This window comes from Pirellulales bacterium (assembly GCA_035499655.1).
Taxonomy (GTDB): domain Bacteria; phylum Planctomycetota; class Planctomycetia; order Pirellulales; family JADZDJ01; genus DATJYL01.
In genome coordinates this window covers 22,867-45,754 of the sequence record DATJYL010000075.1, presented here as the reverse complement: position 1 = coordinate 45,754, position 22,888 = coordinate 22,867, and the positions used below count along the sequence as shown (strand labels likewise).

Below are 22,888 nucleotides of genomic sequence, written 5' to 3'. Positions count from 1 at the left end.
GGGTCTGCAAATGAAGTCTGCTTCCAAACCGACCGTCAGAATGCCAGCCGTTGGCCAGTTGCTTTGCGTCGGCCGGCAGTGGGGGCAAATCCAGCTTCGGGTCCGCACTGTAGCCAAATGAGTCAAATAATTCGGTCATGTTTCCCATATCGTCCATGTCGAACATGGCCAGATCTGTCTTCTCGGGCGATTTTTGTTCTTTGCCGTCTTTGTCAATGTCGGTCGATGCGCTGACCATCCGAAAAAGCACGCGATAGCTGCCGCTGTCGTTGCCGCGAAGCACGTCGAACTCCCAATGTCCTTCGCTGCGGTATTTGCTTCCATCGCTGTACAGGTCGTCTCCGCTTCCCTCATAATTTAGTTGCTAGCCCACCTGCAATTTGTAGCGGGGCAGCGGCGCGGCGGAATCGTCGGCGCAAATTCCGACTGTCGCGCCCAGCAGCAAGAACAATCCAACAGAAAAAACACCTGCCGGGGAAATCCAAGCCAGACGCCGCAACATGATATTTGCTCCGCACTATTCTTCCACGCGCTGGTGGCGGACAATTTCCCCCTCCACCATGTAAATCACATCCTCGGCCACGTTGGTAGCGGTGTCAGCCAGCCGCTCTAAGTGTTTGGAAACCGAGTTGAGCTTCAGCAAATACTCTACGCGATTGGGGTGTTTGCGGATGGCGTCCATAATTTGGTCTCGAATGCGTTGCCGCGCTTGGTCCACTTCGTCGTCCTCGCCGCGCACTTGCCGAGCCAGCGCCGGGTCGGCGTTCACTAGCGCGTCCAAGCTTTGCTTGACCATGGTTTGCGCTTTGGCGGCCATGCTGCGGAAATCGATGGGTAAATCCATCGGTTCGGCTTTCGACAAATACACCACTCGCTTGGCGATGTTTTGGGCTAAATCGCCCATCCGCTCCAGGTCGTTGTTGATTTTGAGCACGGCCACGACAAACCGCAAATCGGTGGCCACCGGCTGATACAGCGCCAAGATTTTCAAGCACTCTTCCTCTACATCCACTTCCATGCGGTCGATCTCGTTGTCGGCGTCAATAATTCTTTTCGCCAACTGGGCATCGCGGTTAATCAGCGCGGCAATGGCCTTGGCGATTGCTTCCTCCACCAGCGTGCCGACATAGAGGATTTTTTGCTTGAGAACTTCGGTCTGTCGTTGGATGTGCTTGGTCATGGCGGAGAAATGACGAAATATCGAAAGGTCTAAATGACGGAACGTCGAATACCCTGGCTAGACCAAACTTCGATGTCGATAAGAACACGTCATTTAGTCATTCAGACATTTCGTCATTGGGTCATTATACGCCATTCTATCCAAACCGGCCTGTCACGTAATCCTCGGTTTCCTTCAGGATTGGCTTGGTGAAAATATCCCGCGTCGGGCCGTATTCCAGCAGGCGGCCCAGGTACATGAACGCCGTGTAGTCGCTGGCGCGGGAGGCTTGCTGCATGTTGTGCGTGACCATCAACACGGAGTAGGAGCCCCGCAGCTCCTGGATTAGATCCTCGATTTTGCCCGTCGCAATGGGGTCCAGCGCCGAGCATGGTTCGTCCAGCAACAACACTTCCGGCTCGGCGGCAATGGCCCGGGCAATGCACAAACGCTGCTGCTGGCCGCCGGAAAGCTTCAGCGCACTTTCGTGCAGGTCTTTGTGGACTTCGTCCCACAGTGCGGCCCCGCGCAGGCTGCGCTCGCAAACCTCGTCCAACAGGCCGCGGTCGCGCTCACCGTCGATGCGCAGCGAGTAAACCACGTTCTCGTAAATGCTCATGGGGAAAGGATTGGGCTTTTGAAACACCATTCCCATCCGCTTGCGAAGCTCGATGACGTCGACCGCGGTGTGATAAATGGAATCGCCGTTGAGCGACATGTCTCCTTCAATCCGAACATGCGTCAACAGGTCGTTCAGCCGGTTCACGCTCCGCAACAACGTCGATTTGCCGCATCCCGACGGCCCCACCAGCGCCGTCACTTTATTGCGCGGAATCGCCATGCTGATGTTGTGCAGCGCGTGCTTGGCCCCATACCACAGGTTAAAGTCGTCGATTTGCAGTACTGGCTCTTCCTTGGCCACCGCGGCATGCGTTTCCGTCGGAACGGCATCCCCCTGGGCAATGGCTGCCAGCCGTCCCGTGGCCAACGGTTCGCTAACCCCCACAAGCGTTGGAGAAACCGTGGACGAGCCGTTCGGCAGCGCTGCGTCTTCCGACAACGATGGCGGCTCGTGGGACGATTCTCTCCCCGACATCGGGTTGGGACCGGGCGACATTGAACTGGAACTGAGCGATGACACGAATTCCTCAACCGGGGTGAAAATCGTTGGAAACTCAACTCATGCGATATGCAACTCTAAAACTGCGTGAGCACAAAACGCTTGCGCAACTTGGAACGCAAGTATACTGCGGTGATGCTCAGCATGGCTACCATCACAATCAGCAATAACGTGGTTGTGAAGACCATTGGTTTGGCAGTCTCGGCATTCGGGCTTTTGAAGCCGACGATGTAAATCTGATACGCCAGGTGCATGAAACTCCGCTCCGGATGCACGTACGGAAACACGCCGTCGACCGGCAACGAGGGGGATAAATCTTTCACTCCCACCAACAGCAACGGAGCCACTTCGCCGGCGCCGCGGGCCATGGCCAAAATCATTCCTGTCATAATGCCGGGCATCGCCCGGGGAAGCACAATGCGGCGGATGGTTTGCCATTTGCTTCCGCCGCAGGCATAGGAGCCTTCCCGCATCGAGTTGGGGACCGCCGCCAGAGCCTCTTCGGTGGCGACAATCACAACTGGAAGCGTCAACAGGGCCAATGTGAACGATGCCCACATAATGCCGCCGGTGCCGAAGGTGGGCGTCCCCTCGGACAGGGCGGCGCGAAAAAACAACTGATCGATCGATGCGCCGATCACATAACAGAATAGCCCCAGCCCGAACACCCCGAACACAATGCTGGGCACGCCTGCCAGGTTGTTGATCGAAATGCGAATGGCGCTGACAATGGCCCCCGCCTTGGCATATTCGCGCAAATACAACGCCGCCAACACGCCAAACGGCACAACCAAGACCGACATAATCAGCGTCATCGCCACCGTGCCCCAAATGGCCGGAAACACGCCTCCTTCGGTGTTCGATTCGCGCGGATCGGCCGTCAAAAATTCCCACCAACGCGAAGCATAAACGCCAAGCTTGCCCGCCAGCGACAGACGATTGGCCGGGTAAGCCCGCATGATGTCGGCCAGCGGCAACTCCAGCGGCGATCCAGCGGCGGTGGTCAGATGAAGTGCGTAGCGAGCGTTTTCGGCTTCCAAGGCTTTTATTTGGTCGGTAATTTTGGCTTTCTCGGCGACGGCCTGAACTTCCACACTGTCGTACGTTTTTTGCTTGGTCTCGACCGCCGTTGTCGCGCTTTGAATGGCCGCGCCTTCGCCGGGATGATCGCGCTGTAAATCTTTCAGATTGAGTTGAGCGCCCACCAAAGCCAGCCGAGCGGAACGTTCTCTGCGGTCGATCGCCCCCCGGTCGTTCCGATCCAGCGAAACGCTTAGTCGCCACCGGCTCAACACCTCGCCATGAAGTTCGTTGTACTTGCTCCACACTTCTTCGGGGCCATTCGCGACCGATTTACCATCCCCAGTCAATTCGGCGGGCGTGCCATAACTGCGGCCCCCGTCGAAACGTTCCACCACGATGGCCCACTCGGGATGCGATTGCGATTGAATGGCAAAATCGTTGACCCACATCGCGCGACTGCCCGCAAAGTCGACAGCGGCGGTGCGGCCGGTCCAAATCAATTGGCGACGCAACAACCCGTCGTGGGAAGCCATTTCTGCCTGCGCCTTGGCGAATAAATCCGGAGCGTGCTGCTTCAGATCGTCCAAAAACGTCGGCTCGGGTTTGAAGGTTTCGGAGCGGCTGATCTCGCCCAGCAATGTGGTAGCCGGGCCGGCGCCGTCGCTCTTGACTTCAAGCTGCACCAGCGGAGCAGGCCAAAAAGTTTGCAGGCCTTCATACAGCACAAGCATCAACAGTCCGATGATCATCAACAAGGCCGTAGCCAAGGCGCCGCCGGTAAGCCACACCAGGGGCGCACCGTGGGCCGAAAGCGTGGTGTGGGCCGATGACACGCGATGCTTGGGCATGCGGATTTGCCGACGAATACCGGCAGCTGTTGGTGGAACGGCCTCTGACATCCGCGACGGAAGAGTCGTAGGCTGTGTATCCCCCGCGGTTGGTGCAGAAACCGGCTTCTGTGGGCCCGAGTTGCCCTGTCCGGTTGCCGCGTGAGGTGTCGGCCGAGCTACGATGGCTCTAGAGCTCATAGGCCCTCCGGCGGAATCGCTGGCGCACCATTTCGGCCACCGTATTCACGACGAACGTGAAGGCAAACAACGTCAGCGCCGCCAAAAACAGCACTCGATAATGCGTGCTGTTTTTGGCCGCTTCCGGCAACTCGGTGGCCAGGGCCATTGAAAGCGTTTCGAACCCCTGGAAAATGTTCCAATCCATCAGCGGCGTATTACCAGCCGCCATCAGCACGATCATCGTTTCCCCCACGGCCCGGCCCAGCCCGATCATCAGCGCGGAAAACAGGCCGCTGGCCGCCGTGGGGATGACAATCCGCACGGCGGTTTGCCACGGGGTGGCGCCAGCGCCTAGGGAGGCGGATCGCAAATGTTCCGGCACCGTGGAAAGGGCATCGTCGGCGATGGTGTAAATCAGCGGGATGATGGCAAAGCCCATCGCAAAGCCGACCACCAGCGCATTTCGTTGCACGTAAGTGCCGACCAAGGTGCCGCGCGGATCAAGCTTCAGCGCATCCAGTGCCCACGCCACGACTAGCGCACTGGCAAGGGTGAAAGCCACGCCGGCCACAAATTTCAACAGTTCGGCCAAACCCGCCTGCGTTCGGGACCAGTGAGCGCCACGGCGGCGGAGCCAGGGATTGACTTGCTGCGACGACAGCACCGCGGTAAATAACGCGGCAAGCGGCAACAGCAACAGCAACCAACCCCCGGTGCTGCTGCCCCGCTGACCGTCGAGCCATTCCTTGATGTTCCCGGCGAACAGCCATTGTTCCACCAGTGGGCCTAACCAAATGCCCGCCAAAATGCCCAGCGGCATCATCAGCATGATGAACAGCAAACGGAACCGCGAGAGCCGCACGACCGTATCGCTGGGTAGTAATTGCCACAGATACGCCCCGACTAGAAAACTAAGGGGCACCGTGAACAGGCACGTCAGCGTTTGCGACACCACCGATTCGACAAACGGCGCGACAACCAGCCCGGCCAAAAAGCCCAGCACTACGCTGGGCAGGCTGGCCATCATTTCGATGGTCGGTTTAATGCGTGCTTTCAGCCGCGGATGCAAAAACTCGCTGGAATAAATCGCCGCCAATAGCGCCAACGGCGCTCCGAACAACATTGTGTAGATCGTGGCTTTCAGCGTGCCAAACACCAGCGGCATTAAGCCGAACTTGGCTTCCGAGGCGTCGCTGCTGCCAGTACTTTCCCAAGCGTGTTCCGGCTGCGATCGGCCTTCGTACCACACCGGCAAAAACAACATCCCCAACGTCGCTTCCGGATGTCGGGCGTCAAAATTCCAACGCATAATTCTGCTGGCCGTGGCCGCCAACAAGCAATTTCCCTTGGGTGCAATCGCCAACCCGATCACGGTGGTGGGCTGAGGGCACTGTAGCACCGCCAGGGTGCGTTGTGCCGCCACATACAAAAGCTTCACTTGCCCATCGTCAAAGCCCACGGCCACCAGACGCGAACGGGGCGAGGCGGCCATCGAACTGACCGCGTGCCCCTGGGCCGTAAATTCGTGCGCGGCGACCAGCACATGATGATCGGGCGGAATCACGTCGTCGGAAATGCGGCCGAATTCCCCGGTTTCTTTGGTAAACCAGGCTCGCACACGGCCCAGCGTATCGCCGGCCACTAGTGTTTCGCGGCCCAGCAACCACGACAACGCCGTTAGCGAGTGGCCCGCTTCGGGCACCAAGTCGATATCTTCTTCCAGCAGCGGCTGTTGCACATTGCGGGTGGAAAACCGCAATAGCCGGCCATCGCGCCAGGCGACATAAACGCCGTCACCCCGGTCGGAAACGAGCACATAATCGGGGAGCGTCGAGGCGTTTTTCGGCAGCGGCAATTCGGCGCCGGTGAGCTCGGTTTGATCTTCATCGGTGATGTTATTGTGCGTGACGCTCAGCAAATTCATCCGCAGCTTGCCATCGGCCGAAAGAGTACAAAAGCGGGTTCCGGAATCAGTGGTGACGTGATCCAGCCGTACGATGGCCGCCATGGCTGCCTCCAGCGGCGGCTGTAATTTCAGCTCGAATTTTTGCCGGCGAAAATCCCCTTGTTCCGTCCGCGCAATCAGGGCGCCGCCTTCGAGCTGCGCAACCTCTCCTGGCGCAAGTTTTTGGGCGGCGGCCGGCAATTCCTCGGGCGGCACAATTTGATAATCGAACTGGATTTCCCCCAGCCGCACTTGGCCATCGGAAAAGCCAAAGGCGGCGGATTGGCCATCGATGGCTACTGACGCCGACGATACGCCTGCCAACGAAGTTTGCTCCGGCGTTAGTTGTTCCAGGGTTTGCCCATTATCCAGCCGAAACACGCGCACGCTTCCATCGCGCGCGATTTCCCAACCCATTAACCAGTAATCGTCGGCACCCAAAGCCAGTGGCGTCTGGTTGCCATTTGCCCCCTGCGCTTTTTCACCTGCGCTCTGCGTCCCGCCTCCTGCGCCCTCTCTCCCAAACCCTGAACCCTGAACCCTAATGTCCACTCCCTTCCCCACCGAGGCAGGCAGAAATAGCGGCACCACCACCCACACTAAAAACACGCACACTAGCGAAACGGCCACAATCGTGCCAATCCCGCCGACGGCAATCACGAAATGCGCCAGCGAATTACTCAGCGTCACCGTCCAGCGAGTGGTGCGTCGGCGTCGGCGGCCGGTGAAAGAGAATTGTTTGGACATTCGCTGGCACGGGGGTCAGTGGATTTCGTCGTTCATTCCGGCGTCTTTTCGGCATGCACAGCTTCGACATGCACACCGATCGCTTGGCTGCCCGTTCCCGCAGCCGATGTTTTCGCTTTCGCACCCATGCCGACTTTGGCCAACTGCTTTTCTGCCATGGCGGCGGTGACCGGCAGGTTGCCGTCTTTAATCACGTCGCGCTGACCCTGCTGGCTAAACACATACAAAATAAATTCACGGCGCAGCGGATCTAACGGGCTGCCCGGCGTGTAATTGATGCTCAACCACAACGGGCGGGTCATCGGATATTTGCCGTTGTAGGCGTTTTCCGGCAGTGCCGGAACCAAGCCCTTGCCGCTATCCAGCGCCAGGGCCTTCACGTTTGGCGTTTTATAACCGATGCCACTGTAACCAATGCCGTAACGGTCGTTGGCAATGCTATTCACCACCGCCGAACTGCCCGGCTGCTCCGCCACCTTCGGTTTGAAGTCGCCACCGAACAGGGCATGCTCCTTGAAGTATTGATATGTCCCGCTGGCAGAGTTGCGTCCATACAGGCTGATGGGTTTATCGGCCCACTCCCCTTTCAACCCCAAATCACCCCATCGGACAAGGTCCTTCCCGTATCCACCCTTGCGCGTGGCGGAAAAAATGGCGTCCAGCTGCTCCAGCGTGAGGCTATCTAATGGGCAATCTTTGTTCACGTACACGGCCAGCATGTCGATGCTGGTGACCAGCGACGTCGGCTTGTAGCCGAATTTTTTTTCGAAGTCGTCAATTTCCGACGCTTTCCAATCGCGGCTCATCGGACCGAAGTTGGCCATCCCGTTGATTAACGCCGGCGGGGCGGTCGACGAGCCTTTGCCTTCCACCTCCGCTTTGACATCGGGATAGTAATGCTTGAAGCCGTCGCTCCACAGCAGCATCAGGTTAATCATCGTGTCGGAACCAATGGCTTTGATATCGCCGGACACTTCGCCGCTTTGCTGCTGATACGCCGGCAGATGGGAGTCAACCTGTACTGCTCCGAGCGTCATGGACGCTGCCCCTGAGGCTGGCGACGTCCTATCTGTTGTTTGCACCGCCGCGCTGATCGGTTGAACCGAAGATTGAGCAACGCAAACCGCTCTCGCCAGCCAAACAGCCGCGCCCAGCGAAAGTGCGATCGTGCAGGAAAATCGAATTTTCATCGATCGGCCCTGAGGGAAGATATTTCAAGCGACACGTCCGCCGTTTTGACAAGTACCGCCAATCTACCGGGAAATTGTTAGGAAATTGTTAGCACCGCGTCAAAAAGTTCCGTAAGATTAGAAAGTTACTGCTTTTAGAGCGCTCCCCTTTGGGCCCAATTCCATTGGCTTTTGTTACCGCCGGCTGTAAGCTGAAGATGCCCTTAATCTACGCCGAATGGGTGCGTTGTGTCTGATGTCAATTTTGTTAATTCCCGTGTCGTTGCACGGGACAGCATCAATTATGTAATCAGTATCTACCGCAGCCCTGCCGGATACCTTGTCTTTTGGGAGTGCCAGACGTGTGGGGACCAACACAACCCAACCTGCTTCGGCCCGAATCAGGCAACCGCCATCGCACAATGCCAAGCTTTGATAGATGCCCACCATGCGCGATGTCACGCGCAGAAAACGAAGTAGGCCCAAAATTCCTACGCGGGTCTCAGACGAAGCGGCAGTTTCGCCTACACAATCATGAAATCTCATGTCAAAGTCCGCCGGGCAATCGGCAATACGCTGACGAAAATTGCCTGCCGCGCATCGAATTTTGCACGTGTGCTCGGTCGACCCTAAACGCGCCTTAGCACGAAGAGTGAGTCGCAAGCATCGTTATCGAGCTTCTGCGGTTCGTCCATTTCATACCAGAAGTCGAAAACTTCGACCAATTCGAACTGCGGGACGCTTTTGAACAGCTTGAGAATTTGCGCCGCCGTGTATAGACGGTAGTCGAATTCGTCGCGGAGCCTTGTGATCGTAGCCAGGCGACTGTTTCGCTTGCCGACATCCTTCTTTCGGGCCGTAGATTTACCGTTGCTCTTCACATGAGCGTGGCCGTTGCCGCTAAACTGACGCACCAGCAGATTAATTCGCAGCCGCTCCACGCGTTGCTTGGGTTTGGAATCGACCACCCGTAGCGTCGTGGTAACATGGGTCCGGCCGCGCTGGCCCACCCAACGTTCCATGCCCAGCGGCTCTGCATCGGGCGGGGCGAGGTGCAGGCCCAGAAAAAATAAACCGCCCGGACGCAACGCCGCCGCCACGCTTTGTAAATGACTGCGGGCGGCTGCTTCGGTGGTAAGAATCCGAAAGCTATTGAACGTGCAAAAGGCGCCGTCGAATCGCTTCGCAAAGCGAAATTTCGTCATGTCAGCATTGAGCACAGTCGCTTTGAGGTGGCGCTGCCTTAGTTTCCGGCTCAAATAATCCAGCGACGGTTGGCTCAAATCGAACCCAGTCACGTCGAAACCGCGCCGCGCCATTTCCACCACGAGGCGGCCGCTGCCGCAGGCCGGCTCCAGTACCCGCCGGACAGGAAATTTACACCAACGCTTAAAAGCTTTCTCAAAAAAATCGGCTTCTTTTTTTGTTTCGTTATCAAAGCCGATCTCAAACCATTCGGGATAGTCGTACCATGAGGTACACAACAAATCACTTTTTTTCATGGATGGCACTTCAACCACATCGAGATACAATCAACGCGACACAGGAAGCAGCATTCTATAGCCGATGTCGCCAAAAACCGCAATGACCCGTCGCTGGCTGAACCGCACGGTATGGGGCATCGTCGTGGCGACTTTTTTTTCCGATGTCAGCCACGAGATGGCCACCGCTGTGTTGCCCGACTTCATCAAAGCAGTGGGGATGGGACCCCTGGCGCTGGGGCTGATTGAGGGATTGGCCGATTTTCTGGTCAGCATTTCCAAGTTGGGCGGGGGCGTACTGGGGCATTACGTGCAGCACAAAAAGCCGTGGGCAGCTTTGGGGTACCTGATCACGACGGTTTGCACGGCCGCCATTGGCTTCGCGAAAACGCTGACGGCCATGGTGACGTTGCGCACGGTCGCTTGGGCGGGGCGCGGGTACCGCTCTCCGCTGCGTGACTTTTTACTGGCCGATGCCGTGGAGAAAACCCACTACGGCCGGGCTTTTGGCTTGGAGCGTGCCGGAGACATGCTGGGGGCAATGGTCGGACCGCTATTAGCGGCCGCCATGATTTGGTGGCGCGTGGATCCGGCGACGATTATAAAATGGGGCATTGTGCCGGGATTGTTAGCGGCGGCATCGATTTTTTTTATAGCGCGGGAACGTGGCGATGCTGAACCAGAAACAGAGGCAGAGATGCGGGAAGGGGACATTTCGAAAGAAGAACCCGGCGGAGATGCTCATCACTCGGCCGGATGGAAAACCGGGGCGTGGCAAAAGTTTCCGCGGATGTTTTGGTTGATTTTGTTCGGCGTGCTGGTATTTGGAATTGGCGATTTTTCTCGTACGTTCCTGGTATGGCTGGCGGCATTAGCGCTGGGTAATGGGGGAATGTCGTCAGCCGTCGCGGCTTCCGGCAACACTGCAGCAGGGGGCGTTGCCATCGTGCATTTTGCCGCGCTGCCAATGCTGCTGTATGCCATGCACAATGCCGTGAGTGCCATGGCGGCTTATCCCGTTGGTCATTTGGGTGATCGCCGAGCCAAGCTGCCGCTGTTAATTGGCGGCTACGCATTGGGAGTGGCGACGAATTCACTGTTGGCCATTGAGAGCAGCTCGATCGGCTGGCTGGCGCTGATTTTCGTGCTTTCGGGCACGTACATTGCCATGGAAGAGACGCTGGAAAAGGCTGTCGTGGCCGATCTGCTGCCACGCGATGTCCGCAGCCTAGGATTGGGCATATTGGCTAGCGCTAACGCCGTGGGAGATATGATTTCCAGTTTGTACGTCGGGGCGTTGTTGCAACGTGGCCAGCCGCAATGGGCATTTGGAATTGCCGCGGGCGTCGGCGCGCTGGGTGTGACCTGGTTGCTGTGCATTTTGCCGCGGGCTGAAAGAATCGTGATGAGTCGCAGCAACTAGAACGCGTGTTGCTGGGAACGTTTAGAACGCGGCGCGGGGCAGGTCGCGGCGATAAGGCGGCTCTTCGTGCGGGGGCAATTCATTGCCAAAATCTTCAGCCCACTGCGCGCGCTCCTCGGCCGTGGCGTAATAGCGGAGCCATAATAGCGCATCGCCGCTGGCGTCCGAACAATCCCAGTGGAGATACGTGGAGGAGTTGTCGATTTTCTTTTCCGGCGAAGGAAGAATGTTGCGCCAGATGAGGCAATATAACTCACGGTCCGTGAGATGATCGGTGAAATCGAGAACCACGCGCTTGTCGAACAGCTTGTGGATGACGTCGTACAGGGCGGTGTGCAATTGCTCGTCGTCGAGTTTATCTGGCGCGGGTGGGGCCAGCGCAGGAGTGAACCATTGGCAGATGGGGAGGATCGGAGCTTTTTCCCAAGCCAGCATCGAGGCCAGGAATTCGTTTTCGACCGGCGTGGGAACTTGCTCTTGATTCAAGCTCAGCACCGCCTCGTCGAGATACGGCTCCAGCTCGTCACGCAATTGGGCGTTGCGCAACAAATGGTCCACTTCATCCGAATTGGGTTGATGAACCGACGACATAAGGTGGCAAGCTTTCGAGGAAATGATGGAATCGGTTCCCGCGGAGGCGGTTCTCCGAAGGGCTGCTTCACGGTTTCAAGTGCAGACCGGGCCGGACGGATTGCGAAACCATCCGCGGACAGGTTGGGGATGCGGCAGCGCATCGGCGGCCTGAACGTGGGTCGTACCCTGGTCCTAAATCTCGAATTTAATTACGCTTTGCAATCCTGCAACTAGAATGGAAGAGAATCTGGCGATTTTTGTTTGATAGCGTGTTTATACATTCGGCACGACCGTGAGACTGCGGCCGCAGAGTTCACCTAACCGTTAAACTTTCCAATTCGGCCGAGCAGAAGCCTAAGGACCAATAAATAATTTGCTCGCTGATACCGCCTTTTGGCAGGCCACGCAAGTGCCGTATTCCCGTTTGTCATTTTCTTAGTTGCATCACATCAACTGCCCACGCAGTTCTGAATTTAAATGCACACCAGCGACGTATTAATTGTGGGCGGAGGCATCGTGGGATTGGCCACCGCCTATCATTTGACGCGCGAATATCCCGATCGCCGAGTTACGCTGTTGGAAAAAGAGCTGCAGTTGGCGCAACATCAAACAGGCCATAACTCTGGCGTGTTACATTCGGGAATTTATTATCGACCGGGAAGCTTGCGAGCGCTGAATTGCCGCGCGGGCAAAGCCGCGATGGAGCAATTCTGCGAGGCAGAAGGAATTCCCTTCGAAATTTGCGGTAAAGTGATTGTGGCACTGGATGATCGTGAATTGCCCGCATTGAATAGAATCTACGAGCGAGGACAAGCCAATGGCGTACGGTGCGAGATGATCGACCGCGCCCGGTTGACGGAATTGGAGCCGCATACGGCAGGCATCCAAGCGATTCATGTTCCGGAGGCGGGGATTGTCGATTACTCAGCGGTATGCCAACGGCTAGCACAATGCATCAGCCAAGCGGGCGGGCAAATTGTGTGCAGCGCGCGAGTGAAAGCGATGCACACCAGCAGCGAGAGTATGGTGGTGGAGAGCACCGCGGGCGAGTTCCAAGCCCAATGGGTAGTGACGTGCGCCGGTTTGCAATCTGACCGCGTGGCCAAGCTAAGTGGGCAGCACGTCGATCCGAAAATTATTCCATTTCGGGGCGAGTATTTTGAATTAAAGCCGGAGGCTCACTTGCTGTGCCGTAATTTAATTTATCCGGTACCCGACCCGAATTTTCCGTTCCTGGGGGTGCACTTTACGCGGATGATCCATGGGGGCGTGGAGTGCGGGCCGAACGCCGTGTTGGCTTTTGCTCGGGAAGGCTACCGCAAGCGCGACATTTCGCTGCGCGATTTGGCCGAGACGTTGACATATTCCGGATTTTTGAAAATGGCCGCCAAATACTGGCGCACCGGCATGGGGGAAATGTGGCGGAGCTTTAGCAAGCGCGCGTTTGTACGGGCACTGCAGCGGTTGGTGCCGGCCATTCAGGCGGAGCATTTAGAAGCGGCGCCCAGCGGCGTCCGAGCCCAGGCCGTGGCCCCCGACGGCGTGATGCTGGACGATTTTTTGATTTTGGAAACCCAGTGTGTGGTGAACGTGTGCAACGCGCCGTCGCCAGCGGCCACGGCCTCGCTAAATATCGGAAGGATCATTGCGGAGAAGCTGGCCGCACGCTGGACGTAGAGCCAAGTTCTACGCTTTAGCTATAAATATCAAAGAGTCTCAAAGAGACTTTTGCAGCTTATGGCGACTGGCTGACAGAATCTTTTTCAATGGCGGCGTCGGGGGGATCGCGGACCGCCTCGGCCACAATTCGGGCCCACTCGAAATCGTTTTTATATGAAACGGGCACAAATTTGGTAGCCCTTGTGCCGGCGAACTCTTTCTCTAATCCAGAGCCGGCCCAGGGGAAATCCAGCATTGCGTCGCGAATGTTTTTGGCCAATTCCGGCGACAAGTTGTAAATGTAACCCAGTGTAGCCGGAGGAAACGGCTTGGATTGGTCGATGACTTGCAGCTTGGCCAAATCGGCGGCGCCGCTGGCGACGGCCCGCTGCAGCATATCGCTGGCGATGGCCGCGGCCTGGTACTGACCATTGGATACGCCGTCGATGGACTTTTGATAGGACATAGAAAAGCGGCAATTGTAATCGCGCTGGGGAAGAAGATCTCGATCCTTGAGCAAGATGAGCGCCGCCTTGTAACCGGCGTTGGAAGTGCGGTCGGTAAATGTGACGGTTTTCCCCTTGAGATCTTGCAGCACATGCAGTGAACTTCCCACTGGCACGATAATTTGAGAAGTGTAATTGGCGATGCTGCCATCATCACGTCCAGGCGCACAAACCGGCACAAATCCACACGTGTTTACCGCCAACTGCACGTTACCGGTATTGAAACCAGCCACATGTAGCTTGCCGTCGCGCATGGCTTGCATTTCGTCTTCTCGATTTTTAAACGCGACCACCTCCACAGGTTTGCCAATCTTCTTCGACAGAAAATCGGCAAAATCTTTCCAGTTGGAGCGTTCTTCGTCGGCCGTGTCTGAACCGACGAACGAAAACTCGATTTTATCCGGATTGACAAGCTTGGCTGGATCTTTCGGCGGGTCGGCCACCAAATCGCCGTCGGCGTCGGTGTACTGCGGATCGAGCTGCATCGGCGTGGACGGACCGAAACCCATTTGGGCCAGCATGGTCGGCTCTTTCTCGCGCGCCGCCTGTTCCCATTCCCGAGATTTAACGACGTACACGATGCCAATAGTCAACACGGCTAGCGCCAACAATGTTACGACACGTGCAAACGAAAACGACGACGGCTGAGAAGGTGTGTGCGAAGCAGAACTCATGACAAGCCCTCGAGGAAAGATAGATGAGATCGCCAGCCGAGTGACAGCAATCACGCTTTAAGATAACCAAATGGATGCCCGGATGGCAAGCAGGTTGGTTAAGGAGCCGTGATTGAACTGTGCTCTAAAGCCGTGATTTTTTCCAGCCGCCGGCTATGGCGACCCCCTTCAAATGGAGTATTAAGCCAAACTTCCACGAGCCGGTCAATGAGCCGTTCGCCGAGCATGTCGGCCGACAAACAGAGCACATTCAAATCGTTGTGCCGGCGGCTCATTTCGGCGGTTAAATCGTCATAGCAGGGGGCGGCCCGCACGCCGGGAATTTTGTTGGCGGCAATGCACATTCCAATCCCGCTGCCGCACAGCAGAATGCCGCGATCCACTTCGCCGGAACTCACCTTGCGGCCGACGGCGGCGGCCAAATCGGGGTAATCGCAACTTTCGGCGTTATACGACCCGACGTCGGTCACCTCGTGACCGAGCTTGGCCACCATTTCGATAAGCTTGATTTTGACTTCGAAACCGCGGTGGTCGCAGCCAATTGCAATTTTCATTTACAGCTCCAAGTCTTTTAACCGCGAATCTAACTCGGCCTTGATCTGCTCCGCGCAGCGTCGATATTGCTCCTCGGAGCAACCGATCGGATCGGGAATGTCTTGCCCATCCATGCTGAGCAGGTGTACGCGGCTACCCGCTTCAGGCCACTGTGATAAAATGGCCTGGCGATGGCCGCGGGTCATAGTCCAAATGATGTCGGCATGCCGCACCAATTGCTCGGCCAACGGCTGGCTTTCGTGATGTGACAAATCGACGCCGATTTCAGACAACACGGCCACGGCCTCCGGACTGGGCCGACCGCCCATGGTGGCCGAAATGCCTGCCGACGAAATCGTGACGCCCCGGTCTTGCAGTTCATCAGGGGAACAATGCAGCCGAGCGGCAAGCATGTTGCGGCAAAGTGCCTCGGCCATCGGGCTGCGGCACGTATTGCCCGTGCAAACAAACACAATGCTGAAGCAGGCCAGTCGTGAAAGTGTTTGTTCCGAAACAACACCGCCACGGATGACTTCGAAGCCGCGATCGCCGATTTTGATCACGGAAGAAGACTGCCCGAAGCGCGTGCGACCATCGTCGAGCACCAACGCCACGTCGTCTCCCAGGCCAGCTACGACTTCCTGCGCAGTCAGCGGATCGGGTTGACCCGCCCGGTTGGCGCTGGAGAGCGCCACAGGCCCGACAATCAGTTTCATCGTGTCGAGAAAAAGTTTGTGACCCGGCACACGTAAGCCAACAGTTCCGGTGGGAGTAACGGCTTTTCGAACCCCTTCGGGCAATCGGTTGAGCAAGCTTTCTGGATTGTGATTAGCGCAGACAATGGTGACCGGTCCTGGCCAACAGCGACGGGCCAGGCGTTGGCCCAGCGGCGTCATTTGAGGCACGTAATCGAGCGCTTCGTCGGCGCTTTTAATACCCAAGGTCAGGGGGGGCTGTCCAGCGGGACGGCGCTTGGTTTTCAACATGCGGCCTACCGCAGCTTCGTTCAAGGCACTTGTAGCCAGCGCATATACGGTTTCGGTGGGAAAGGCCACCAGCTTGCCTTCTGCCAAGGCTTGTACGGCGCGATGAATGCAATCGCGCGTATCTTCAGCGCTGCGAACATCAATCACCAGAGGCGGCATACGAAATCCCTTCCCGTGAGCCTGCCGCAGCCTGCACGTTGCGACGTCGGTCACTGGCCCAATTCGACGAAAGACCCCACGGCAGCTCGTTGCCTGGGCTTCATCCGCACGCCCGGGAGCAATCCTCTGCCATTAGATAAATTTATCCGCCGAGGAGAGGGATGGTCAAGTTGCAGGAATGAAGGCGAATCTGGCGAGAGCCCTTGACCGGGAATGGTGCTGAGGTAGACCCCTATTGCGGGCCTAAGCTGATTCGCGGAGGTGGATTTGGTACAGGCGGCGGTAAAGTTCGCAGCGGCCCATCAATTCGTCGTGGGCGCCTAAATCGGCGATGTGGCCTTGGTCGAGAACTAACACACGGTCAGCCAAATCAAGTGTTTGCAAGCGGTGCGTAATGATGATGGCTGTCCGCCCGCGCACAAATTGCTCCAGAACCTTGTGGATCAGTTGCTCGCTTTCCAAGTCGATTTGGCTCGTGGCTTCGTCGAGAATGAGAATCGGCGGGTCGCGCAATATAGCCCGAGCGATTGAAATGCGTTGTCGCTGACCGCCAGAAAGGCGTCCCCCCAATTGCCCCACATTGGTATCGTAGCCATTTTCCAATAGCTCTTCGATAAACCGATGGGCGTAGGCCTTGCGGGCCGCCTCGATAACTTGTTGCTTGGTGGCCTGCGGTGAACCATAGCGGATGTTGTTGAATACGGTATCATCAAATAAGAACGGCTCCTGTGTGACCAAACCGATTTGGCCGCGTAAATCGCGCATGCGGACCTCGCGCAAATCGACATCGTCGATACGGATCGATCCGCTAGTGGGATCATAAAACCGCGGAATCAAATTGGCCATGGTGGTTTTGCCGGATCCGTTAGCTCCGACAATTGCTAAAGTTTCGCCGTACGGGATGCGCAGATTAAGATTGCAGAGCACGGGTTGGTCGGCGAGATAACTAAAATTCACATTGTCGAAAACGATATGCCGATGGTGACGAGCCAATACACGCGGCTTCACGGGGTCGCGCACGGTGGGTTCACGATCGAGCAATTCATACACTCGGTCTGAAGCGGCAAAGGCGCGCTGAATGCCGTTGAAAACGTCGGACAAGCGGCGGGCCGGATCGATTGATCCAGCCAACATGGCATAGAATAAAGCCAATTCAGCGAATTCCAGCGGCCGGTCGCAAATTTTAATTCCGAGCAGGTGTGTTTCGTTCTTAATGATCAAATAGGTGCCGGCCAAAATCGTGAGGCAAATCATCGTGATGCCGGCTAATTCCGTCACTGGGTGAATTAGCGCATCGAGCCACGAAATTCTCATCGATTTGCGATAGTATTGTTTGCAGTTTTGGTGAAACCGGAGCCGTTCCTGGCGCTCCATAGTAAAAGCTTTGACAACCTTAATGCCGCCAAACGTTTCGCTGAGTATGTTGTATAGAGTCGAGGTTTCTTGCAGCGCCTTGTGGTTGGCGCGCTTTAGCGTTTTGGACAAGCGGCGGATCAAATATCCGGCGAGCGGCGCAACCAAGAGCGAGATGACCAATAGCCGCGGACATACGTAAGCCGCCCCAATGAGGCACGCCACCATCTTCAACGGTTCACGAATTGCCTTGCCTATGACCGTTTGAATGCCGCCATTGATGGCGCCGACGTCGTTCGTGAACCGGGTCATAAGCTCGCTGACGCGGGCATCGCTAAAACTGCCTAAATCCATGCGCAACGTCCGGCGGTAGAACTTTTTGCGTAAATCCAATGTTGCTAAATTTGAGAGTCGATCGACTAAAACCGAATCGAAAACGAGGAAAATGTTTTTGAGAATGTAGCCCGCCGAAATAACCATCATGATCACAAACAACGCCAGATATGCGTCAGACGGCAAAAACTTTTCCGCATACGGTTGGATTTTTAGGTAATTATCCAGGTGCGATTGTTCGGCTTTCACGCCGCTGCGGTCGCTGGCAATCTTGGATTTCAACGGTACTTGCTGTTCCGGAGGAACTGCGGCTAAGTCGGCGCATAGCTTGTTAATTTCCTTGTTGAAGTCGGTGATTTTTTGTTGCGATGTATCGATCTCAGCTTTGAGCCATTCCTGTATTGACTTACCGCTGGTTACGACGGCAATTACCGGATAAGCGCCGCCGATATTGAGACCCCATAAGAGCGCCACCATAATGGCAGTGAACGTGGAAGCGGCCAGCGTCCACTTGTAGCGAAACACCATCCGCAATGTGCGATAAAAATTCTTCATACCAAAGCCATCCGTGGCAGAGTAAATCGGGAGAAGGTTTGGTTCGCTTCGCGCATCCTGCGCCGCGGTTTTATCGCGCGGAATTGGCTCACGCCGATGCTATCATCGCCAGCCCATTCCGCCGCAAAGGGTTCGCAGTTCTAACAAATTGCCGAGGTGGAGCCAATAGCGGCCACGCGACGCTAGCAAAGGCAAAAATCGCAAGCAGCGGACAACCCGCTCAAGTCGATTCGCCTCCTAGAAATTGGACTTGGGGCCTGCCGACGGGCGCGTTTGCGCCAGTGCCGGAATGTGGAGTAACGGAGGAGCCTTTAAGAAATTCACTCACATAGCGAAGCTTTTTTTCCGGGCGGTCTGGGTCGTGGAAGTTATCTCCTTTTTGCAAAATCGGCCGATGTTCCGGAATTCCGCCAAACGCTCGCGCTCCGGCGGCCTGGCAGGGAAACCAGTAGCCTTGGCCGGCCCCATCCACCAAGTAAAATTCCGGATAGCAATGCCCGGGCACCCACACGGTGCGGGCCGGGATATTGCTGGCCCGGCAGAGCGCGACAAACAGCGACGTTAGTTCCTCACAATCACCGGTGCCATCGAGCAAGCCCTTGAGAGCGCCTTTGAGCGGTCCATTTTTGTATTTGATTTTTTCGCGGGTGATGTCATACAGGGCTTCGACCTTTTCCCAATCTGTTTTTCCCTCCGTCGTATCTTTGGCCAGAGCGACAATTTTGGGATGCGTGCTTTCGATGTAGGGGCTAGGCATCAAATACTGCAGCACGTCTTTGGGCAGCTTGTCCTTGGGGCACTCCTTATAAACCGACGTATCATCGGGAGGCAACACGGAAGACCGGGTCACTTCAAATGTTACCAGGGCATGGGCTTCCTCCCCGGCATTCAAAACCGGGATGGTAACGATCATTTGTTTGGCGCCTCCCTGGAGCGTGCGGTAATTCATTTCGTGGACGCCTGGGGAAATGTCTTCGCTGTCGACCGACACCTTTTGCTCGGGCCAATCCAGCGGAACCGGAATGGTTGCGACAATGCCGCGGCAGGCCCCGCCAATGGCCTTGACCTTTACGCCGAATTGAATTTTAGAAGTTTCTGATTGATCGGTCTTAGGGGCGTTGGCGCCTGGGGGCGAGTTGCTGCTGGATCCCTGGTCGAATTGCGCGGCTGCAGGAAGGGCAGGAGCGAACCACAGCAGAATCACCATTGCCGTGGGGGCGAACGATCGAAGTGTGATGCGCCCAGGTGTAAGACTTCGCACGGAAACCTCCGAAAAATGCAGGCTTCCGTGCAGATGCGGGTTCGATCGGAAGGCAATCATTTCCGATGTTATCTCAGCAAAACTCCGCTTGTTTAATTGTAATTCAGATTGATGTAAGGTGCAGTTATTTTTGTTCACGCCAATTGAAGCGTCCCTCGCGTAACTCCCAGTTGATTCAATACTTGCAAGCTGCGCCAGGCTTGCCGAGGCGGTTCCAAGCCGGCAATTACGCGGGTGTAATGTTCCAAGAGTGGTGCAACTTGGGTGGCTGATTCGCGCAGCAACTCGACGCGAAAGTGACGCACGCCTAAGGCCAGCATTTCTGGGATATACTCGGCAGCCGATTGAGCCACGGAATTGAATACCGTGTTGCGGCAGCCGGTGTCGGCTAATAAGGGAAAGGCCGCGCCGGTCCGATCGCGCAATTCCACTTTATGCCGGTCGCAGGGTCGGCCACAATCACGGGCGTCTTTGCCGTTGGACAGCATGGCAGCAAACACGCAATGCTCCATGTGGAACATCGGCATGTGCTGGTGGACGACGACTTCAAACAACCCTGGATCAATCCGGCGGAGCATGGCGGCAAGTTGTTCCCAATTCAAATCGTAACTGGGCACCAGGCGCCTGAGTCCTTCATGCGTTAGCAAATGGACGGTTAATTCGTTGGCGACGTTGAGCGAAAAATCGCCGATGAGTTGCGGCGTGGAGGAGTGAGTGGTGAGGGGTGAGGGGTGAGGGATATGGAGTGTTTCTGATTTTGCCAAGGTTGCCTTTTCGCAGAACAGCATCAACGCGGCGAGGTTTCGCACTAAGACGGCATCGGGCTGGGCTTTGGCGATGATGCACAGCAAGCCTTCTTCGCCGGGCTTGATGATCCGCAGCGAGGCCAGTCCGATGGGCATCCCCGCCGCGCGGGCTTTGGCAACGGCTTCGTGATAGCGGCGCAGGTCTTCAAAATCGCAGTACACCATGGCCGGCGTCGAAAGAGGCAACTCCGGCCGCCAGGCCAGCACGGCTTCAAGCTGCTCCAGATTGCGGACCAGCACGTACAGCGACGATTTACTGTCGGGCGATGAAGCACGGTAGTTCCGAGCCTCGCTTCGCAACTCGTCCAGCGCTTGCTGATTGATCGTCCGCTGGCGTTTTGAATCTCGCATTTGCTCAAGAGCGGCGATGGACTGGCGCCGCAATTCGTTCAGCACGCTTTTGGGAACCATCGCATTTGGCGGCAGGTCGCATTGCACGCCGGCCAATTCGAACGGCGTTTCGCCCAGCCGGCCAAGTTGTTTTTGCAGCAGTTCCAGCGTGACCGGATGTTTTTGAGCGATTTGCAATGGCCCGGGCCAGGTTGCGCCGCCGCGGTTGCCGGTCGAATCGCACACTTCCAAGTTCAAAGCGCCCCCCAGTGTGCCGGCCAAAACGAACTGTACCGGCTTGCGATGAACCACCACGTCGCGGGCAAACGATTGCTCCATCCGCTGCCGCAGTTGCGGATCGTCGGTTTTCCATACCAGGCTGCCGATGGCGATGGCCGACAGGTTCACGCTGCCGTGGTGCAGAATGAGTTCGATGCGATGTTCACCACCCAATGCGTTGCAAGCAACGCGGCTAAATGAAGCGTTGGACGCAACCCTTCGCACCGCCACCACGCGGCCCCCTTGTTCGTCCTGCTCGGGATGGCCTTCGTCGAACACGATTCCGTCGCCGGGTTGAACGATGTCGCTCGGTTGACCGGCATGCGCAACCTCCAACTCCACCATCACGCCCCGGGTCGTTTTATCGACCACCATACCCAAGCGCACGCCCCGATTTTTGGGAAAGCGGCCTTGGACTAACACTTGATGATTTACGCCGCCCAGGAAACCGTGGCTGAAGCCGCGGGAGAAACTTTGCTGCAGGTCGCGCTGCTCCTGGACGTCTAGGGCGAAGGGTTGTTGTGCCAGAGCGGCGTCAATGGCGGATCGATACGTTTGCGAAGTGATGGCGACGTACTGGGCGCTTTTCAGGCGGCCTTCGATTTTGAAGCTGCGCACGCCGAGTTTGACCAGCGGATCGATCAGATCGTAGGCGGCCAAATCTTGCGGGCTAAGCAAGTAATTCCGATCGACAGTATCGCGCGGTTGGCCGTCGACAAACAGCTCGTAGGGCAAGCGGCAGGCCTGGGCGCATAGGCCACGGTTGGCGCTGCGGCCGCCGAGAGCTTCGCTGGTCAGGCATTGCCCGCTGTAGGCCACGCACAGGGCGCCGTGAACGAAGACCTCCAGAGACATAGGGGTTTGCTGAGCGATGCGGCCGATATCGTCGATCGAGAGCTCGCGGGCTACAATCACTCGCTCGACGCCCAAGCGACGGACGAATTCGATGCCGCGCGGCTCTGTCAGCGTCATTTGCGTGGAGCCGTGGATAGGCAAGCCCGGGGCGACCTGGCGTATTAAATGTGCCAAGCCGAGGTCTTGGACGATGACGGCGTCGGCACCGGCCGCCACGATGGCTGCAATGAACCGCACGGCTTCAGGCAGTTCGCTGGAAAAAATCAGGGTGTTGAAGGCGACGTATCCGCACACGTTGTGGCGGTGGAGATATGCCATGACTTTGGGCAGTTCTTCGAGTGTGAAATTTTCGGCGCGATGCCGTGCGTTGAAATTCGACAGGCCGAAATAGACGGCATTGGCCCCGTTGGCGACGGCGGCGCGCAAACACTCCCAATCTCCGGCGGGAGCAAGCAGTTCAGGGTGATCGGCGGAATGAGAATTGGACACGATGGGACACCGGGCATGGGGAAGGATCAGCCAGCATCCACCCAATATATCGCGCACTCTGCACGGCGACGACCGACTTAGAAAACGCCTACGATTCTCGGAATTGAAGGCGACTTGGTTGTTGAAGTTGTTTAGCCACCGTCCAAGGCTCGTTTGCGGCGACGGCGGTAGGCTTTGACGAAGCGGCCCTTGCGGGTGCCAGGGGCCACGCCCATCAGACTGACTTCGGCGGCGCAGCGCTTGCAGCGGATTTGTTGATTATTGAGCTTTGCGCCGCACTTCGGGCAGCGGCGGGCTTTGCGCTTCAGCTTGAGTTTGGTGCGGGGACGGATGCGAACCATGCGGATAATCTCCTACGCGCTTTCGAAAACATGAACCAACCAATTTATCGGCTGCCGCCTGCCGAATCAAGGCGGTGGGCCGCGTGCAACTGGTAACGGCGGGAAAAAACGCTTAGAC

At 56.8% G+C, this 22,888-nt stretch carries 18 protein-coding genes; 2 read left to right on the top strand and 16 right to left on the bottom strand.

Annotation, left to right across the window (positions count from 1 at the left end):
* From VMJ32_05550 to VMJ32_05515, 8 genes are all read right to left on the bottom strand, one after another.
* The coding region (locus tag VMJ32_05550) for a hypothetical protein (GenBank protein HTQ38469.1) at positions 1-283 on the bottom strand (283 nt) is incomplete at its 3' end.
* An 81-nt stretch (positions 284-364) separates the two neighbouring features.
* Positions 365-502 carry a hypothetical protein gene (locus VMJ32_05545; GenBank protein HTQ38468.1) on the bottom strand — a complete coding sequence of 46 codons (138 nt, stop codon included), beginning with the start codon at positions 500-502 and terminating at the stop codon, positions 365-367.
* 15 nt (positions 503-517) lie between these two features.
* Positions 518-1,180, bottom strand: a complete 663-nt coding sequence (gene phoU, locus VMJ32_05540) for a phosphate signaling complex protein PhoU (protein HTQ38467.1) — start codon at positions 1,178-1,180, stop codon at positions 518-520.
* Positions 1,181-1,316: 136 nt separating this feature from the next.
* Positions 1,317-2,276, bottom strand: coding sequence for a phosphate ABC transporter ATP-binding protein PstB (pstB, locus tag VMJ32_05535; GenBank protein ID HTQ38466.1), 960 nt, complete (start codon positions 2,274-2,276; stop codon positions 1,317-1,319).
* Between the two features lie 80 nt (positions 2,277-2,356).
* Positions 2,357-4,150, bottom strand: a complete 1,794-nt coding sequence (pstA, locus tag VMJ32_05530) for a phosphate ABC transporter permease PstA (GenBank protein ID HTQ38465.1) — start codon at positions 4,148-4,150, stop codon at positions 2,357-2,359.
* A gap of 169 nt (positions 4,151-4,319) precedes the next feature.
* Positions 4,320-7,004: a hypothetical protein gene (locus VMJ32_05525; protein ID HTQ38464.1), complete on the bottom strand. Its 2,685-nt coding sequence runs from the start codon at positions 7,002-7,004 to the stop codon at positions 4,320-4,322.
* A 32-nt stretch (positions 7,005-7,036) separates the two neighbouring features.
* Positions 7,037-8,041, bottom strand: a complete 1,005-nt coding sequence (locus VMJ32_05520) for a phosphate ABC transporter substrate-binding protein (protein ID HTQ38463.1) — start codon at positions 8,039-8,041, stop codon at positions 7,037-7,039.
* 761 nt (positions 8,042-8,802) lie between these two features.
* Positions 8,803-9,675 carry a class I SAM-dependent methyltransferase gene (locus tag VMJ32_05515; GenBank protein ID HTQ38462.1) on the bottom strand — a complete coding sequence of 291 codons (873 nt, stop codon included), beginning with the start codon at positions 9,673-9,675 and terminating at the stop codon, positions 8,803-8,805.
* An 82-nt stretch (positions 9,676-9,757) separates the two neighbouring features.
* On the opposite strand from VMJ32_05515, the gene VMJ32_05510 reads away from it, so the two are divergent.
* Positions 9,758-11,077 carry an MFS transporter gene (locus tag VMJ32_05510; protein ID HTQ38461.1) on the top strand — a complete coding sequence of 440 codons (1,320 nt, stop codon included), beginning with the start codon at positions 9,758-9,760 and terminating at the stop codon, positions 11,075-11,077.
* Positions 11,078-11,098: 21 nt separating this feature from the next.
* Here the strand turns inward: VMJ32_05510 and VMJ32_05505 are convergent, their stop codons facing one another.
* Positions 11,099-11,668, bottom strand: coding sequence for a hypothetical protein (locus VMJ32_05505; GenBank protein HTQ38460.1), 570 nt, complete (start codon positions 11,666-11,668; stop codon positions 11,099-11,101).
* Between the two features lie 459 nt (positions 11,669-12,127).
* Between VMJ32_05505 and lhgO the strand changes: the two genes are divergently transcribed.
* Complete coding sequence (lhgO, locus tag VMJ32_05500; protein ID HTQ38459.1) at positions 12,128-13,327, top strand: L-2-hydroxyglutarate oxidase; 1,200 nt, start codon at positions 12,128-12,130, stop codon at positions 13,325-13,327.
* Between the two features lie 58 nt (positions 13,328-13,385).
* Here lhgO and phnD read toward each other — a convergent pair whose 3' ends face one another.
* The 7 genes from phnD to VMJ32_05465 form a co-directional block, all read right to left on the bottom strand.
* Positions 13,386-14,489 carry a phosphate/phosphite/phosphonate ABC transporter substrate-binding protein gene (gene phnD / locus VMJ32_05495; GenBank protein HTQ38458.1) on the bottom strand — a complete coding sequence of 368 codons (1,104 nt, stop codon included), beginning with the start codon at positions 14,487-14,489 and terminating at the stop codon, positions 13,386-13,388.
* Between the two features lie 98 nt (positions 14,490-14,587).
* Positions 14,588-15,043 (bottom strand): ribose 5-phosphate isomerase B, encoded by a 456-nt coding sequence (gene rpiB / locus VMJ32_05490; protein ID HTQ38457.1) that lies wholly within the window; start codon positions 15,041-15,043, stop codon positions 14,588-14,590.
* Positions 15,044-16,168: an L-threonylcarbamoyladenylate synthase gene (locus tag VMJ32_05485; GenBank protein HTQ38456.1), complete on the bottom strand. Its 1,125-nt coding sequence runs from the start codon at positions 16,166-16,168 to the stop codon at positions 15,044-15,046.
* Positions 16,169-16,411: 243 nt separating this feature from the next.
* Positions 16,412-18,409, bottom strand: a complete 1,998-nt coding sequence (locus VMJ32_05480; GenBank protein ID HTQ38455.1) for an ABC transporter ATP-binding protein — start codon at positions 18,407-18,409, stop codon at positions 16,412-16,414.
* Between the two features lie 220 nt (positions 18,410-18,629).
* Positions 18,630-19,670 carry a transglutaminase family protein gene (locus VMJ32_05475; GenBank protein ID HTQ38454.1) on the bottom strand — a complete coding sequence of 347 codons (1,041 nt, stop codon included), beginning with the start codon at positions 19,668-19,670 and terminating at the stop codon, positions 18,630-18,632.
* A gap of 134 nt (positions 19,671-19,804) precedes the next feature.
* Positions 19,805-22,429 (bottom strand): DUF3656 domain-containing protein, encoded by a 2,625-nt coding sequence (locus VMJ32_05470; GenBank protein HTQ38453.1) that lies wholly within the window; start codon positions 22,427-22,429, stop codon positions 19,805-19,807.
* Between the two features lie 131 nt (positions 22,430-22,560).
* Positions 22,561-22,770, bottom strand: coding sequence for a hypothetical protein (locus VMJ32_05465; protein ID HTQ38452.1), 210 nt, complete (start codon positions 22,768-22,770; stop codon positions 22,561-22,563).
* Positions 22,771-22,888 lie beyond the last annotated feature (118 nt).

Excerpts from the sequence above, each read along its gene's own strand:
- VMJ32_05545 (HTQ38468.1), bottom strand. The coding sequence starts at position 502 with ATGTTGCGGCGTCTGGCTTGGATTTCCCCGGCAGGTGTTTTTTCTGTT.
- phoU (HTQ38467.1), bottom strand. The coding sequence starts at position 1,180 with ATGACCAAGCACATCCAACGACAGACCGAAGTTCTCAAGCAAAAAATC.
- pstB (HTQ38466.1), bottom strand. The coding sequence starts at position 2,276 with ATGTCGCCCGGTCCCAACCCGATGTCGGGGAGAGAATCGTCCCACGAG.
- pstA (HTQ38465.1), bottom strand. The coding sequence starts at position 4,150 with ATGCCCAAGCATCGCGTGTCATCGGCCCACACCACGCTTTCGGCCCAC.
- VMJ32_05525 (HTQ38464.1), bottom strand. The coding sequence starts at position 7,004 with ATGTCCAAACAATTCTCTTTCACCGGCCGCCGACGCCGACGCACCACT.
- VMJ32_05520 (HTQ38463.1), bottom strand. The coding sequence starts at position 8,041 with ATGACGCTCGGAGCAGTACAGGTTGACTCCCATCTGCCGGCGTATCAG.
- VMJ32_05515 (HTQ38462.1), bottom strand. The coding sequence starts at position 9,675 with ATGAAAAAAAGTGATTTGTTGTGTACCTCATGGTACGACTATCCCGAA.
- VMJ32_05510 (HTQ38461.1), top strand. The coding sequence starts at position 9,758 with ATGACCCGTCGCTGGCTGAACCGCACGGTATGGGGCATCGTCGTGGCG.
- VMJ32_05505 (HTQ38460.1), bottom strand. The coding sequence starts at position 11,668 with ATGTCGTCGGTTCATCAACCCAATTCGGATGAAGTGGACCATTTGTTG.
- lhgO (HTQ38459.1), top strand. The coding sequence starts at position 12,128 with ATGCACACCAGCGACGTATTAATTGTGGGCGGAGGCATCGTGGGATTG.
- phnD (HTQ38458.1), bottom strand. The coding sequence starts at position 14,489 with ATGAGTTCTGCTTCGCACACACCTTCTCAGCCGTCGTCGTTTTCGTTT.
- rpiB (HTQ38457.1), bottom strand. The coding sequence starts at position 15,043 with ATGAAAATTGCAATTGGCTGCGACCACCGCGGTTTCGAAGTCAAAATC.
- VMJ32_05485 (HTQ38456.1), bottom strand. The coding sequence starts at position 16,168 with ATGCCGCCTCTGGTGATTGATGTTCGCAGCGCTGAAGATACGCGCGAT.
- VMJ32_05480 (HTQ38455.1), bottom strand. The coding sequence starts at position 18,409 with ATGAAGAATTTTTATCGCACATTGCGGATGGTGTTTCGCTACAAGTGG.
- VMJ32_05465 (HTQ38452.1), bottom strand. The coding sequence starts at position 22,770 with ATGGTTCGCATCCGTCCCCGCACCAAACTCAAGCTGAAGCGCAAAGCC.